General features: G+C 69.2%; 11 protein-coding genes. 7 read left to right on the top strand and 4 right to left on the bottom strand.

Annotated features, from left to right (window positions below):
* Positions 1-120: 120 nt before the first annotated feature.
* From KQ303_RS13185 to KQ303_RS13170, 4 genes are read left to right on the top strand one after another with little or no spacing between them, the layout of a single operon-like run.
* The gene (locus KQ303_RS13185) at positions 121-1,566 is read left to right on the top strand and encodes an NADP-dependent isocitrate dehydrogenase (RefSeq protein ID WP_094513744.1); all 1,446 of its coding nucleotides are present in this window, start codon (positions 121-123) and stop codon (positions 1,564-1,566) included.
* Positions 1,567-1,612: 46 nt separating this feature from the next.
* Complete coding sequence (locus tag KQ303_RS13180; RefSeq protein ID WP_259730654.1) at positions 1,613-3,640, top strand: acyltransferase family protein; 2,028 nt, start codon at positions 1,613-1,615, stop codon at positions 3,638-3,640.
* A gap of 5 nt (positions 3,641-3,645) precedes the next feature.
* A complete protein-coding gene (locus KQ303_RS13175) occupies positions 3,646-4,998 on the top strand; it encodes a (Fe-S)-binding protein (protein ID WP_259730653.1) in 1,353 nt (450 codons plus the stop codon).
* Positions 4,999-5,058: 60 nt separating this feature from the next.
* On the top strand, positions 5,059-5,826 hold the full coding sequence (locus KQ303_RS13170) for an amidohydrolase family protein (protein WP_259730652.1): 768 nt from the start codon (positions 5,059-5,061) through the stop codon (positions 5,824-5,826).
* Between the two features lie 61 nt (positions 5,827-5,887).
* On the opposite strand, the gene KQ303_RS13165 is transcribed toward KQ303_RS13170, so the two are convergent.
* Positions 5,888-7,270 carry a four-carbon acid sugar kinase family protein gene (locus KQ303_RS13165; protein ID WP_259730651.1) on the bottom strand — a complete coding sequence of 461 codons (1,383 nt, stop codon included), beginning with the start codon at positions 7,268-7,270 and terminating at the stop codon, positions 5,888-5,890.
* 14 nt (positions 7,271-7,284) lie between these two features.
* On the opposite strand from KQ303_RS13165, the gene KQ303_RS13160 reads away from it, so the two are divergent.
* Positions 7,285-8,490, top strand: a complete 1,206-nt coding sequence (locus KQ303_RS13160; RefSeq protein ID WP_259730650.1) for an FAD-binding oxidoreductase — start codon at positions 7,285-7,287, stop codon at positions 8,488-8,490.
* Here KQ303_RS13160 and KQ303_RS13155 read toward each other — a convergent pair.
* Both KQ303_RS13155 and KQ303_RS13150 read right to left on the bottom strand, forming a co-directional pair.
* Positions 8,477-9,370 (bottom strand): galactose mutarotase, encoded by an 894-nt coding sequence (locus KQ303_RS13155; protein WP_259730649.1) that lies wholly within the window; start codon positions 9,368-9,370, stop codon positions 8,477-8,479. The two genes, KQ303_RS13160 and KQ303_RS13155, sit on opposite strands and share 14 nt — an antisense overlap.
* 3 nt (positions 9,371-9,373) lie before the next feature.
* Entirely contained in the window at positions 9,374-10,249 is an 876-nt protein-coding gene (locus KQ303_RS13150; protein WP_255100717.1) for an alpha/beta fold hydrolase, read from the bottom strand.
* 125 nt (positions 10,250-10,374) lie between these two features.
* On the opposite strand from KQ303_RS13150, the gene KQ303_RS13145 reads away from it, so the two are divergent.
* Positions 10,375-10,671, top strand: a complete 297-nt coding sequence (locus KQ303_RS13145; RefSeq protein ID WP_259730648.1) for a hypothetical protein — start codon at positions 10,375-10,377, stop codon at positions 10,669-10,671.
* A gap of 1 nt (position 10,672) precedes the next feature.
* Here KQ303_RS13145 and KQ303_RS13140 read toward each other — a convergent pair whose 3' ends face one another.
* Positions 10,673-12,016 carry a cation:proton antiporter gene (locus KQ303_RS13140; protein ID WP_259730647.1) on the bottom strand — a complete coding sequence of 448 codons (1,344 nt, stop codon included), beginning with the start codon at positions 12,014-12,016 and terminating at the stop codon, positions 10,673-10,675.
* A gap of 291 nt (positions 12,017-12,307) precedes the next feature.
* Between KQ303_RS13140 and KQ303_RS13135 the strand changes: the two genes are divergently transcribed.
* A complete protein-coding gene (locus KQ303_RS13135; protein WP_259730646.1) occupies positions 12,308-14,761 on the top strand; it encodes a phosphoketolase in 2,454 nt (817 codons plus the stop codon).
* Positions 14,762-14,797 lie beyond the last annotated feature (36 nt).

Here is a 14,797-nt window from a genome sequence, read left to right as displayed (position 1 = left end):
CGGAACCTAGGCTCCGCGAGCCGACCCATGCTGGAGTTTCCCGAGGGAGGCTGCGCCAGCGGGCCGGCACCACGACCACGGACCGCCGTCGGTCGCGCCGTTTCCCCCCTCCTGCCGCCGATGGTGACCCTGTCCGCTCCGTCCTACGAAAAGCTCACCCCACCCGAAAACGGCACGGCGATCCGCTTCGAGAACGGCCTTCCGGTGGTGCCCTCCGACCCGATCATCCCCTTCATCCGCGGCGACGGCACCGGCGTGGACATCTGGCCCGCCACCCAGCGGGTGCTGGATGCGGCCGTGGCCAAGGCCTACGGCGGCGAGCGGCGCATCGAGTGGTTCAAGGTGTACGCCGGCGACGAGGCCTGCGAGCTCTACGGCACCTATCAATACCTGCCACAGGACACGCTCACCGCGATCGAGCAGTTCGGCGTGGCGATCAAGGGCCCGCTCACCACGCCGATCGGCGGTGGCATCCGTTCGCTGAACGTGGCCCTGCGCCAGATCTTCGACCTCTACTGCTGTGTGCGTCCCTGCCGCTACTACGAAGGCACCCCCAGCCCCCACAAGCGGCCCCAGGACCTCGATGTGGTGGTCTACCGGGAGAACACCGAAGACATCTACATGGGGATCGAGTGGGAAGCCACCGATCCGGTGTGCGTGGAGCTGATCGCCCACCTCAACGACACGGTGATTCCGGCCAACGGCAAGCTCGGCAAACGCCGCATCCCGGAGGGGGCCGGCATCGGCATCAAGCCGGTGAGCAAGGCGGGCACCCAGCGCCACGTGCGCAAGGCGATCCAGCACGCCCTGGGGCTGGAGGGCGCCAAACGCCACGTCACCCTGGTGCACAAGGGCAACATCATGAAGTTCACGGAAGGGGCCTTCCGTGACTGGGGCTACGAGCTGGCCACCAGCGAATTCCGCGACCAGTGCGTGACCGAGCGGGAAAGCTGGATCCTCGGCAACCTGGAGCGCAACCACGGCCTCAGCGTCGAAGACAACGCCCGCCTGATCGAACCCGGCTACGACAGCCTCACCCCCGAGAAGAAAGCGGCGGTGGACGCGGAAGTGAAAGGGGTGCTCGACAGCATCGGCGAGAGCCACGGCTACGGCAAGTGGAAGAGCATGGTGCTCGTCGACGACCGCATCGCCGACAGCATCTTCCAGCAGATCCAGACCCGGCCCCAGGAGTATTCGGTGCTCTGCACCCTCAACCTCAACGGCGATTACATCTCCGATGCGGCGGCGGCGGTGGTGGGCGGCCTGGGCATGGCGCCGGGGGCGAACATCGGCGACAACGCCGCCATCTTCGAAGCCACCCACGGCACCGCGCCCAAGCATGCGGGGCTGGATCGGATCAACCCGGGCTCGGTGATCCTCAGCGGCGTGATGATGCTCGAGTACATGGGCTGGCAGGAAGCGGCCGACCTGATCACTGCGGGGATCAGCGCCGCGATCGCCAACGGCGAGGTCACCTACGACCTGGCCCGGCTGATGGAACCGCGGGTGGATCCGGTGAGCTGCTCCGGCTTCGCCGAGGCCGTGGTGCGCCACTTCGGCGGCTGAAGCCCGGAGATTCCGGGCAGGGGTGCGGCCGAGGACAATCGGGGGGATGCGTGCCCCCCCCCATCAGATCGCTCGCAGAGCCGAGATCGACGGCCTCAGAGCCGTCGCCATCGTTGCCGTCATCGTCAACCACCTGAACAAGTCCCTGCTGCCGAGCGGCTATGTCGGGGTTGACGTTTTTTTTGTGATCTCCGGCTACGTGATCACCCGATCGCTGGAGCTCAGGCCAACGGCCGACAGCCGCGGAGCCTTCCTGGCCGGGTTCTACCGCCGACGCATCCAGCGACTGGTCCCGGCTCTGAGCGCTTGTGTCGTCGTCACCGCCTTGCTGACCTGCCTGGTGGTTCCTGATCCGGCGGCCTCCCTGTGGACAGGGCTTCTTGCGCTGGCGGGGACCTCGAACTTGTTCCTGCACCAGCAGGCAACCGATTACTTCGGCACCAGCGCCCAGCTCAACAGCTTCACCCAGACCTGGTTCCTGGGTGTGGATTATCAGTTTTATCTGGTGTTTCCGCTGGCTGCCTGGCAGCTCGGACTGGGCAGAGCCGGGGGAGCGGGGCGAAGGCGGTTTCGCCTGGGGATGGCCCTGGTGGCCGTGCTGTCGCTGATCCTGTTTCTGCAGATGCGGCAGGTCGATTCATCCGCCGCCTACTTCCTCACGGGGCCGAGGGTCTGGGAGTTGGCGGTCGGTTGTCTGCTGACCGCGAACGGGGAGGATCCGCAGGGGGAACCCGGACAGGCCCCCCTTCGCGACGGGCTGGCTTGGGGGGCCTTCCTGGCTCTGGTCGGCGTGACCCTGGCGCCCCAGGGTTCCAGTTCGATCCCGATGCTGGTCAGCGTGGCGGCAACCTGCGCGCTGATCCGAACCCTGCGGGGACGTTCCTTGCTCGGCCGGATCCTCACGTGCCCCCCGGTACTCCGCATCGGCCAGATTTCGTACTCGCTCTACCTGTGGCACTGGAGCGTCATCGTGCTCAGCCGCTGGACGATCGGCATCCACGCCTGGAGTGTGCCGTTTCAGTTGCTGCTGATCCTGGGGCTGGCAGAACTGTCCTACCGGACGCTTGAAACCCCCTTCGGTTCGAAGCCGTGGGCTCCCACCAACCAACAGACCATCCTGATCGGAGTCGGAATCAACGCCGCCGCTGCAACCATGCTGCTGTTGCTGATTGGCGGAGGGCTCGGACCCCATCTTTATCTCGGCCAGCGGCCGGCCACGTTGTCCGAGGAACGGCGGAACCAGCGCATTGCCGGCACGACCATCACCTCAACGGCCTGTCTGATCGATCGAAACGATGTGCTCGATCGCCCTCAGATCGATGCCAAGGCCAGGACCTGCTCGGTCGAGTCCGCGCCCCAGGGCGCAGCCCAAGGTCGGACCATCTTCGTGGTCGGTGACAGCCATGCCACTGCCTTGATTCCCCTGGCCGCCGAGCTCCACCGGGAGGGCGCCGGAATCACACTGCTCACCAAAGCCGGCTGCCCGTTCCCGGCCACCGCATTCGGCCATCTGGATCCTGGCTGTGAGCGCTTCCAGGATGAGATTGCTTCCCGGATCCTCGCCACCAGCCGACCCGGAGATGGCGTTCTGATCGCGGGCTATCAGCTCAGTCACCTGGGCAGCGGCCTGCGGGCCACCCGTGACAATTTCCTGGATCGAACCGGACAGCCGGTGCGGGGCACCGAAGCGAAGACGGCGCTTTACATGAAGGCGCTGGATGCCTTTTCAGACAGGGCTGGTGCCAATGGGCTGCAGGTCGCCCTGATCGGGGCCGGTCCGAGGCTGATCGGACGGGAGCTCTGTCTGCCGGAGTGGTTCCGCCCCGCTCGATGGAGCGAGCCCTGCCTGAACACCCTGCGAGAGGATGCCACCTCCACCAGGACGATCAACGTTCAACTGAGCCGCAATCTCCCTGACCGCGTGCGCTTCATCGATCCGATGCCGTGGATCTGTCCAAAGGGCTGCTCCCTCGACGATCTGAAGTGGCAGCTGGCCGACGACGACCATCTCACCGCCGCGGCGGTGCGGCGGCTGAAGCAGCCGGTCCTGGAAGCCCTGAGCCGGGCAGACTGAGTGCCATGCCTTCTCCAGTCACCGATCCCTGCATCCACTGCGGTTTCTGCCTGCCCACCTGCGCCAGCTACCGGGTGCTGGGAACGGAGATGGATTCACCGCGGGGGCGTATCCACATGCTCAAGGCGATCAATGCCGGTGAGCTGGCGCTGGATGCCACCGTGGCGAGCCACTTCGATTCCTGCCTGGGCTGCCTCGCCTGCGTGAGCGCGTGCCCGGCCGGTGTCCGCTACGACCAACTGATCGAGGCCACCCGCCCGAAACTCAACGCCCCGGAGCTGCGCAGCGGCGGCCAGTGGGCCTTCCGCAGGCTGCTGTTCCAGTTGCTGCCCTATCCCCAGCGGCTGCGGGCCGTGCTGCAGCCGCTGCGGCTCTATGCCGGCACACCGCTGCAACGGCTGGCCCGGCGCAGCGGCCTCACCCGCCTGTTCGGGCCCGGGCTGGCGGCGATGGAGCGGCTGCTGCCGCCGCTGGCCGAGGAGTCGTTCACCGATCCGCTGCCGCTGGTAACCCCGGCCCAGGGCGAGCGGCGCTACCGCGTGGGCCTCGTGCTGGGCTGCGTGCAGCGGTTGTTCGAGCCGGCCGTGAACCGGGCGGCGGTGCAGGTACTGAGCGCCAACGGCATCGAGGTGGTGATCCCGCCGGCCCAGGGCTGCTGCGGCGCCGTCACCCACCACCAAGGGGAAGAGGCCCAGACCCATGCCCTGGCCGCAGCCTTGATCGACGCCTTCGACGCCGTGATCGGCCAGGGCAAGCCGGCGGGCGCCGAACCGCTCGATGCGGTGCTGGTGGCGGCCTCCGGCTGCGGCCACACGCTCAAGGCTTACGGCCGCCTGCTGGCCGGTGATCCGGCCTGGGCCGCGCGCGGCAGCGCCTTCGGCGGCCGTGTGGCGGACATCCAGGAATTCCTGCAGCGGGTGGGGTTGAGCGAAGCGGTGCGCCAGCGGTTGCAGCCGCTGCGCCACAGCGACGGCAGCCGCGCCAGCGCCGAGCGTCCGCTGCGGCTCGCCTATCACGATGCCTGCCACATGCTGCACGGCCAGGGGCTGCGCGAACAGCCCCGGGCGCTGCTGCGCCAGATCCCTCACCTGCAGCTGCTGGAGGCCACAGAAGCGGGGGTGTGCTGCGGCAGCGCCGGGATCTACAACCTGGTGCAACCCGTGGAAGCCGCCGAGCTGGGCCGCCTCAAAGCCACCGACCTGAGCAGCACCGGCGCCGACCTGGCGGTGAGCGCCAACATCGGCTGCACGCTGCAGATCCGGCAGCACATGGAGAGCGCGCCGCGGCCGCTGGCGGTGCTGCATCCGGTGCAGCTGCTGGCCATGAGCCTGGATGGCGGATCCGACCGGCCGGCTTGAGCAGCCAGAAGCAGGGAACGGCGCAGCGGAGCGCCATGCATCAACACGACGCGGAGCGTGATGCAACACCACCGCTTCGATGCTCATTTCCACATCATCGATCCAGCCTTTCCGCTGCTGCCGAACCACGGCTTTCTGCCCGAGCCCTTCACCGTCGCCGACTACCGCCGCAGCACCGAGGTCCTGGGAATCACGGCAGGAGCGGTGGTATCAGGCTCCTTCCAGGGTTTCGGTCAACGCCATCTGCTCAGTGCCCTGCAGCAACTGGGCCCCGGCTTCGTGGGTGTGATCCAGCTGTCGGCCCAGGCCACCGATGCGGAGATCCTCGCGCTCAACGCCAGGGGCGTGCGGGCCGTGCGCTTCAACCTGCGGCGTGGGGGCTCAGAACGCGTGCAGCACCTGGAGGCGCTGGCGCTGCGCCTGCATGCGCTGGTGGGCTGGCCTGTGGAGCTGTATGTGGAGTCGCGTGAGCTGGCGGCCCTGCAGCCGTTGCTGCGGCGGCTGCCGGCGGTGAGCATCGATCACCTCGGCCTCTCGCGCGACGGCTTTGCCACGCTGCTGCAGCTCGCCGAGCAGGGCGTGCGCGTGAAAGCCAGCGGCTTCTCCCGGGTGGAGCTGCCGGTGGCCGAGGCCCTGCGCGCCCTGCACGCCGCCAATCCCCAGGCCCTGATGTTCGGCACCGACCTTCCGTCCACACGGGCGCCGCGGCCGTTCCACCCCAGCGACCTCACCCTGCTGATCGAAACCCTGGGCGAGCCGGCCGCACAGAGAGCCCTGTGGAGCAATGCGGCCTCCTTCTACCGGCTGCCGTCGCCAACGCCCTGCTGAACCTGGCGTCAGCGGAGGTGGCCGCCGATGCGCGGCAGGCGGGAGCTGGTGATGCAGGCGATCACTGCTCCATCTGCTCCCAGGCCTGCCGCAGCGTGTCCGCCTGGCCCAGATTGCCGGGAAAGGTGAGCACCGGCAGCAATGGCGCGGTTTCGTGCGCCGCGCCCGTGCGCAGCATCGACAGCCCAGGCAGCAGCTGACCCTCCAGCCGCACCTGGCTGAGGCCCAGCCCCTCGGCCAGCAGGGTCTGGCTGGTGATGCCCCCCTTGCTGATCAGGTACCCCAGCTGCGGCGCCAGCGCGCCCCCCAGCCGGGCCATCGCCGCCGCCAGGGCCAGGCCCAGCCGCCGCCGCTCCTCGGCATGGCGGCAGACCAGCTCCCCCCGGCTGGTGAACAGCACCGGGGTGCGGCCGCTGGCCAGCACGGCGCGCAGCTGTGCCAGCCAGGCCGCTTCCAGTGAGGGCAGCAAATGGTCGGGCAGGGGGCCTTCCAGCACCCGCGCCACACGGGCCACCGGGATCTCCACGCCCACGCAACCCGGCGCCGCCAGCAACCGCTCCAGCTGGGCATCGGCCAGCTGCACGTGCGATCCCACCAGCACCAGCCCCGGCAGGGGGCCCGTGGCCGCGCGCCGGCGCAGGCCGGCCAGGGCCGCCGGGTTCAGGGGCTGCGGCGGCAAGTCCACCAGGGAGTTCAGCAGGCTGGCGGCCGACTGGAACAGCAGCCGCAGCGGCCGTTGGCCCGCCGGGGGCTGCACCACGGCGCGCACCGCCTCTCCCAGCACCTGCAGCTGCTCCGGACGCTCCGCATCCACCACCACCCAGGGGTTACCCGACAGCCCGCGCAACCGCTGGATCAACAGCTCACGGCCGGCCGGCACCAGTTCGTCCAGGCCGATCTGCTGCACCGCCGCGGCCAGCAGCCGCCCGCCGCTCTTCTCGGCCAGCCAGTCACGCAGCACGCTGGTGCCGTAGCCGAAGCGGCGATCACGGGCAAAGGGCGTGCGATGCACCGGCTCACCGTGCAGCAGATGGCAGCCCCCCACCGTGGTGCGCCCCCCTTCCAGGAAGGCGGGCACCAGCAGGGTGGCGTCGAAGGGGCCCAGCTCCGCGGCGATCACCTCCGCCTCCAGCGGCGTGTGCCCCCGCAGGGTGGAGTCGCCACGACTCACCACCAGCCAGCGATCGATGCCGGCCGCCGCCAGCGCCGGCCGCAGCGCCCGGCAGATCTGGCGCACCCGATCGGCCGCCGGCTCCGGCTCCAGGGCACGGGTGTCGGTGAGCAGGAACAGCAGCGGCGACGGGTCGCGCAGGGCGCTCAGCAGGGTGTCCGGATCCCAGCGGAGCAGCAGCAGGCAGCCATGCACCGTCTGCGAACCGGTGGGATCGTCGTCGAAAACGACCACCTTGAACGGGGGCGCGGGTGGGGGGGGCGGGGCGGCCATGGCACCATCGTGCCGTGATCACTCCCGCGTCCCACGAGCTGCCCGACCTCGTGCGGCAGCTGCATGCCGCCGGCACGCCGTGGCTGCCTGCCGGCACGGGCAGCCGCCTTGGCTGGGGGCCGCCGGTGCGGCACACCGACACGGTGCTGAGCGTGGCGCGCCTGAACCGCCTGCTCGACCACGCCAGCGGCGATTTCACCGTGACCGTGGAGGCGGGGCTGCCGCTGCGTGAGCTGCAGGAGGCCCTGCGCGCGCGCAACCAGTGGCTCGCCGTCGACTGGCCCTGGGGCACAGGCGCCAACGGCGAAGGGGCCGGCAGCGTGGGCGGGCTGGTGGCACGGGGGCTCGGCGGCGGCCTGCGCCAGCGCTACCTGGGTGTGCGCGATCAGGTGATCGGCATCGGCCTGCTGCGCGCCGATGGTGTGGCCGCCCACGCCGGCGGCCGGGTGGTGAAGAACGTGGCCGGCTACGACCTGATGCGCCTGTTCACGGGCAGCTGGGGCGCGCTCGGCCTGATCACCGAACTCACCCTGCGCACCTTCCCGCTGCCGCCGCAACGGCGCGGGCTGCTGGTGCAGGGGCCGCTGGAGGGGCTGGAGCGCCTGCGCCAGTGGCTGCTGCGCTCCAGCCTCACCCCCGAACTGATCGACTGGTGGAGCAGTGCACTGGCGGAGCAGGCCGGAGCCGAAGCCCAGCCCGCCCTGCTGCTGGCCCTGGCCAGTGTGAGCAGCGAGGCCCTGGACGACCAGCTCGTCACCCTGCGCGCCCAGGCCGACTGCCACGCGCTCAAGGGGCTGCCGCTCGATCCCGAACGGCTGGAGGCCCTGCGCGTGCTGGGGCTCGGCGGCCAGCAGCCGGAACCGGTATCCGGCGCAGACGAGCCGCTCTGGCTGCTGCGGCCGGGTGTGTTGCCCAGCCACACCGCGGCGCTGCTGGCGGATCGCTCCGTCGCCGGCCTGCCGCTGGCCCTGGGGGCCGGCAGTGGCCTCGGCTACGCCTGGTCGACGGCGACGGCCTTGCCGGCCTACCGGGTGGAAGCGCTGCGGCGCCGCTGCCAGGAGCTGGGCGGCCAGCTCACGGTGCTGCAGCAACCCAGCGGCAGCACCGTGCCCGCCTGGGAGGACGCCCCTGCCGTGGCGATGATCCAGGCGGTCAAGCGCCAGTTCGACCCCAGGCAGCAGCTGGCGCGCGGGCGCCTGCCGGGCGTCAGAGCGGCCTGAGCACGTAGCGGCTCAGCAGCGTGCAGCTCGCGCCGACTGCCACCTCCAGCCGCCGGTCGCCGCTCACCAGCGCGCCGCGTGGGCCGGTCCAGGGCTCCAGGCACACCATTGGCCGTGGCGGATCGGTCCACACCACGGCCAGGTCAAAGGGGGCGGAGGGTTGCAGCTCCAGCGCCAGCCCGGCAGCCGGATCCACCAGCCGCACCGGCCCCTCGGGCCGCGCCAGCAGGTCCACCCCAGCGGCCAGCGGCGCGAGTGTGGCGGCAGTGTCCGCCTCCGCCATCACCTGATGGTTGAAGCAGCGCTCCGGCAGCCCTTCCAGGTGCACCGCAGCGTTGCCGCCGTCTGGCGCCGGCAGCGCCGACACATTGAAATAGGGGTGCAGGCCGAAGCTGAAGGGCAGCGGCCGGCTGCCGCTGTTCTCCAGCACCGCCGTGATCGCCAGGGCAGCAGGCTCAAGGCGCAGCTGCAGCCGCAGGCGGAAAGGGAACGGAAAGGCCGCCAGGGTGGCAGGGCTGTCGCGCAGCTCGAGTTCCACCCCCGCCTCCTGGGGCAGGGCCCGCAGCTGCCAGGGCAGATCCCGGGCGAAGCCGTGCTGACGCAGGGTGAAGCTGCCCTCCGGCAACGGCAGCTGATCGCCCGGCAGGTTGCCGCAGATCGGAAACAACACCGGCATTCCTCCCCGCACCGAGAGGGCGGGATCGGCAAAGCGCTCCGCATCGAGATACAACAGCTCGCGGCCGTTGCAACGCCAGCCGGTGAGCAAGCCGCCCCGCTCGGGCACCAGGCGCAGCAGATCGGGGTTGCCCGGAGCGTCGGAGCTGCCGGGAGGACTGAACTCCCAGTGGGGATAGGGAAGGCTTCGCTGCAGGAGGGGCATGACTCAGGCGCTCGGCAGGCCGGCCACCCACTCCAGCAGGGCGGCGTTCACCTGATCGGGCACCTCATCGTGGGGGCAGTGGCCGGCGTCGAGCACCACCTCGGCGGTGCCGGCGGGGGCGTGGCGCTGGAAGGCGGCACGGCGGCCCACGGCATTGATCCAGGGGTCACGGATGCCCCAGAGCAAGAGGAGCGGGGCGGTGAGGGCGGCGAACAGCTCATCGAGCGGCTGACCGCTCGGGATGTCGAACACGGTGCGGAACACCCCGAAGGCCCCCGGGTCGCGCGAGGGGCGCAGGATCGATTCCACCAGCGCCTCATCGACGTTGGTGCGATCGATGTACACCTGATGGAGGGTGCGGCGGATCGTGGAGCGGCGGCGCAGGTTTTCGAACAGCAGCCGCTGCAGCACCGGGCTGCGCAGCAGCGCTCCCCCGATCGTGCGCCGCGCGATCGCCCCCCAGCCCTGGGGAGGCGCCTGCTCGTCGCTGAAGGGACCGGCCGCATTGATCAGCACCACACCGGCGGCGTCGGGGCCCAGCGCCACGCCGGCGGCCAGCACGGCGAAGCCGCCGAGGGAATTGCCCACCAGCACGGTGGGGCGGCCGATGCGTTCGTGCACGTAGGCGGCCAACTGGTCGCGCCAGAGCGCCCCGCCGTAACGCAGCTCGCCGGGCTTGGCACTGCGGCCGAAGCCGAGCAGGTCGATGGCATGCACCTCGTGCCGTGCCGCCAGGGCCGGAATGTTGTAGCGCCAGTGATCGGTGGAAGCACCGAAGCCGTGCACCAGCAGGAAGGCCGGCCCCACCGGCTCTGCGGGGGCGGCCCGCACCGCGTGCACGGCATGGCCCAGGTAGGTCCAGGGCTGCGCGCAGGGAATGGCGGGGGAAGGGGTGGCCGGCACCACGGCGGTGGCGGGCTCTGCGCTGGGCGCTGCGCTTGAAGGGATCACCGGAAGCCTGCCTCGGTGGCCGATGCTAGGGAGCAGTTTGAGCGGCCCGCTCCGTGAGCGACTGGACCAGCCTGCTGTCGGGGGGCGCGCTGTGGGCGCTGGCGCTCTACCTGCCGCTCACGGTGCCGCTGGTGCGCTTCGAGGAAGCACTGGCGCACGGGCCGCTGAGCGAAGGCCTGCGCCAGCTGGCCCTGGTGGTGAGCAGCCTGCTGCTGGCTCTGGTGGTGGGAGCAATCACCCAGCTGGGCCTGAGCTGGGCACTCAGCCCAAGCTGGGCGGCCAGCCTCGGGCTGATGGCGGTGCTGGCCGGAGCCTTCTGGGGGCTGGCCAGCCGCCGCGATTCCGAGTGAGTCAGGCCGGCTGCTCGGCGGGCGCCTCCTTGCCTCCGAGCACAAGGCGCAGCAGCAGCGGCGCCAGGAAGGTGGTGCCGATCACCATGATCAGGATCGCCGCCTCCAGCGCGGGGTTGAGCAGCCTGGCCTGGGTACCCAGGCCAAGGAAGATCAGGCCCACCTCACCGCGGGGCATCATCCCCAGACCCACCACCAGCCGGTTGGTTTTCTCCTTGCTGAGGTAGCTCCAGCCGGACACAAGCTTGCCGAGGATCGCCACGGTGAGCAGGAAGGCAGCCACCACGAGACCCTCGCGGTTGCTGGGATCCATGGGGTTGAGCACCGATAGGTCCATGCTCGTGCCGATCAGCACGAAGAAGATGGTGGCGAACAGGGCCACCAGCGGCTTCACCGTGTCCTGGATCAGATGGGTGTGCTTGGAGCTGCTGAGGATCAGGCCGGCGGCGAAAGCACCAAGGGCCGCTTCGAGGCCGATGGCCTGAGCCGCGAAACAGCAGAGGCAAAGCACCACGAAGGAGGCCACCACCACTTCACCGGGGGCCTTGAGCTGATCCAGCACCCAGTCGAACAGGGGGGCGGCTGTGCGGCTGAGGAACAGGGACGCCGCCACGAACACCGCCGCAGCAACCAGCAGCTTGATGATCGGGCCGATCTCGAGAGCACCGCCACCGGCCAGGGCCACCACCACCGCCAGGATCACGATGCCGAGGATGTCGTCGAGCACGGCGGCGCCGATCACGATCTGACCTTCCTTGGTGCGGAGATATTTGAGTTCGCCGAACACACTCGCGGTGATGCCGATGCTGGTGGCGGTCATCGCCGCACCCGCGAACACCGCCGGGATCAATGGCAGATGGAAGAAATAGAGGAGTCCGAGCGTGCCGAGCGCGAAGGGCACCACCACGCCAGTCACGGCCACGGTGCTGGCCTGCAGGCCCACCGCCACCAGCTCATCGAGTTCACTCTCGAGGCCGGTGAGGAACAACAGCGCGAACAGGCCGAGCGTGGCAAGCGATTCCAGGTTCGGGAACGTGGAGTTGTAGATCGACTGCACCACGTCGGGAGTGACATCCGACAGTGAGCTGACCAGATTCAGCAGCGTGCCGTTCAGCTGCGCTCCGGTTTCGGGGGGAAGGATGAAATGGAGGCCGGAGAAGCCGATCAGCACACCGGCCAGCAGCTCGCCGAGGATCGTGGGGAGCTGCAAGCGCACCATCACTTCGGCGAGCGCACGGGCCGCCACGAAGATCAGCAGGATCCGCCCCACCGAGATCAATGTGGAAGCCACCTCCATCTCATGGGAGCCCATCTGGAGGAACAACTGAGGGACAGACGAGATCATTGGTGTGGAGGTCGTTCCCCAGCGGGGAGCAGCAAAGTGCGTTGGACCTTAATGGGAATCCTGCTGAGCTGACTGAAAACCGAGCCGACGGATTGCAGCGTTCGGCGGCTGCGCGGGGGTGAGGGAACGCCCATTCAGCGGCGACCGGCCTTGCGGCCACGGCGGTACTTGAACAGCCTGTCCCTGAGCCGGGACGACCCGCGTGCTCCAGCCGACCGTCCTGACTCCGCACCGTGCCTACGGTTCCGGGTGCGCCCCGAGCCCTCTCTACGCCCTTCGCCACCCGCTCCCATGACGATCACCTCGGCCAGCATCGCTGGCCAGACCCAGGAGACAGGGACACAGGCCCCGCTTGACGCCGTCGAACTGCAGCGGCTGGATGCCTGGTGGCGCGCCGCCAACTACCTGGCGGTGGGAATGATCTACCTGCAGGCGAACCCGCTGCTGCGCGAGCCGCTCAAGCACGAGCACATCAAGAACCGGCTGCTGGGGCACTGGGGCTCCAGCCCGGGCCAGGCGTTCATCTGGGCCCACGCCAACCGCCTGATCCGCGCCCACGATCTGGAGATGATCTACCTGTCGGGGCCAGGCCATGGCGCCCCCGGCGTTCTGGGCCCCACCTACCTCGACGGCAGCTACAGCGAGATCTATCCCGACAAGTCCCAGGACGCCCAAGGGCTGCGCAGCTTCTTCAAGCAGTTCTCCTTTCCCGGCCACATCGGCAGCCACTGCACCCCGGAAACCCCCGGCTCGATCCACGAGGGCGGCGAGCTCGGCTACGTGCTCTCGCACGCCTGCGGCGCCGTCTTCGACAACCCCGAGCTGATCGCCCTGGCCTGCGTGGGGGATGGCGAGGCCGAAACCGGCCCGCTGGCCACCTCCTGGCACATCAACAAGTTCCTCAACCCGATCAGCGATGGCGCCGTGCTGCCGGTCCTGCACCTCAACGGCTACAAGATCGCCAACCCCACGCTGCTGGCCCGCATCAGCCGCGACGAGCTGGAAAGCCTGATGCGCGGCTACGGCTGGACGCCCTTGTTCGTGGAAGGGCATGAGCCGGCGGCCATGCACCAGGCGATGGCCGCCGCCATGGATGAGGCGGTGGACCAGATCCTCAGCGCCCGCGCCCAGGCCCGCCAGAGCGGCGAATCGTTCCGGCCCGCCTGGCCGATGATCGTGCTGCGCTCTCCCAAGGGCTGGACCGGCCCCACCGAGCTGAACGGCAAGAAGCTGGAGGGCTTCTGGCGGTCGCACCAGGTACCCCTGCCGGCCCCCAACAAGGACCCCGAGCAGCTGCAGATGCTGGAGAGCTGGCTGCGCAGCTATCGGCCTGAGGAGCTGTTCGATGAAGGTGGCACCTTGATGGCCGAACTCAGGGCCCTCTCTCCCACGGGCCAGCGGCGCATGGGCTCCAGCCCCCATGCCAATGGGGGTCTTCTGCGCCGCAAGCTGCGCCTGCCGCCGATGGAGGCCTACGAGGTGCCGGTGGATCATCCCGGTCAGCGAGAGCACGAGAACACGGCGCCGCTGGGCGAGCTGCTGCGCGACACCATCGCCCGCAACCCGGACAGCATGCGCGTGTTCGGCCCCGACGAGACCGCCTCCAACCGACTGCAGGCGATCTACGAGGTGAGCAAGAAGGTGTGGATGGAGGACATCCTTCCGGAAGACAGCGGCGGCAGCGAACTGGCCCGCAACGGCCGGGTGGTGGAGATGCTCTCGGAGCACACCCTGGTGGGAATGATGGAGGGCTACCTGCTCACCGGCCGAAATGGCCTGTTCCACACCTACGAGGCCTTCGCCCATGTGATCGCCTCGATGTTCAACCAGCACGCCAAGTGGCTGGAATCGTGCATTCACCACGCCCCCTGGCGGGCGCCGATCGCCCCCTGGAACTGCCTGATCTCCTCCACCGTGTGGCGCCAGGATCACAACGGCTTCACCCACCAGGATCCCGGCTTCATCGACCTGGCCGGCAACAAGAGCGGTGAGGTGGTGCGGGTGTATCTGCCGGCCGATGCCAACTGCCTGTTGGCGGTGGCGGAGGAGGCGTTCCTGGAGCCCAACGTCTGCAACGTGATCGTCTCCGACAAACAGAAGCACCTGCAGTACTTCACCCTGGAGCAGGCGCGCCGCCATGTGGCCAAGGGGATCGGCATCGTCTCCTGGGCCAGCAACGATGATGACGGCACCGCACCGGATGAACCTGATGTGGTGATGGCCTGCGCCGGTGACATCCCCAGCAAGGAAACGCTGGCGGCGGTGGAGATCCTGCGCCATCAGATTCCCACTCTCAAGATCCGCGTGATCAATGTGGTGAAGCTGTTCGCCCTCACCAAGCCCAGCGAGCACCCGCACGGGCTCTCCGACCGCGACTTCGACAGCCTGTTCACAACGGACAAGCCCGTGCTGTTCAACTTCCACGGCTATCCCTGGCTGATTCACCGGCTCACCTATCACCGCAGCAACCACGGCAACATGCACGTGCGGGGCTACAAGGAGAAGGGCAACATCAACACGCCGCTGGAACTGGCGATGAACAATCAGATCGACCGCTTCAATCTGGTGATCGATGTGATCGACCGGGTGCCCTCGCTGGGATCACGGGCCGCCCACGTCAAGGAGAGGATGAAGGAGGAAATCCTGCGGCACCGCGCCTACGCCCACATCCACGGCATGGACACCCCCGAGGTGACCAACTGGCGCTGGAGCCTTCCGGCCCCGTCAGTAGCGCCCGGCGCCTGAACCGGCGCCTTCTCTCCTCTCCCGCGCCCCTTACCC

The sequence above is a fragment of the Synechococcus sp. CS-1333 genome (genome assembly GCF_025128015.1).
GTDB lineage: Bacteria > Cyanobacteriota > Cyanobacteriia > PCC-6307 > Cyanobiaceae > MW101C3.
This window is presented reverse-complemented; position numbering and strand designations above follow the sequence as displayed.

What these genes read in the sequence shown, in the direction of transcription:
- KQ303_RS13185 (WP_094513744.1), top strand. Translation starts at nt 121, where the DNA reads ATGGTGACCCTGTCCGCTCCGTCCTACGAAAAGCTCACCCCACCCGAA.
- KQ303_RS13180 (WP_259730654.1), top strand. Translation starts at nt 1,613, where the DNA reads ATGCGTGCCCCCCCCCATCAGATCGCTCGCAGAGCCGAGATCGACGGC.
- KQ303_RS13175 (WP_259730653.1), top strand. Translation starts at nt 3,646, where the DNA reads ATGCCTTCTCCAGTCACCGATCCCTGCATCCACTGCGGTTTCTGCCTG.
- KQ303_RS13170 (WP_259730652.1), top strand. Translation starts at nt 5,059, where the DNA reads ATGCAACACCACCGCTTCGATGCTCATTTCCACATCATCGATCCAGCC.
- KQ303_RS13165 (WP_259730651.1), bottom strand. Translation starts at nt 7,270, where the DNA reads ATGGCCGCCCCGCCCCCCCCACCCGCGCCCCCGTTCAAGGTGGTCGTT.
- KQ303_RS13155 (WP_259730649.1), bottom strand. Translation starts at nt 9,370, where the DNA reads ATGCCCCTCCTGCAGCGAAGCCTTCCCTATCCCCACTGGGAGTTCAGT.
- KQ303_RS13140 (WP_259730647.1), bottom strand. Translation starts at nt 12,016, where the DNA reads ATGATCTCGTCTGTCCCTCAGTTGTTCCTCCAGATGGGCTCCCATGAG.
- KQ303_RS13135 (WP_259730646.1), top strand. Translation starts at nt 12,308, where the DNA reads ATGACGATCACCTCGGCCAGCATCGCTGGCCAGACCCAGGAGACAGGG.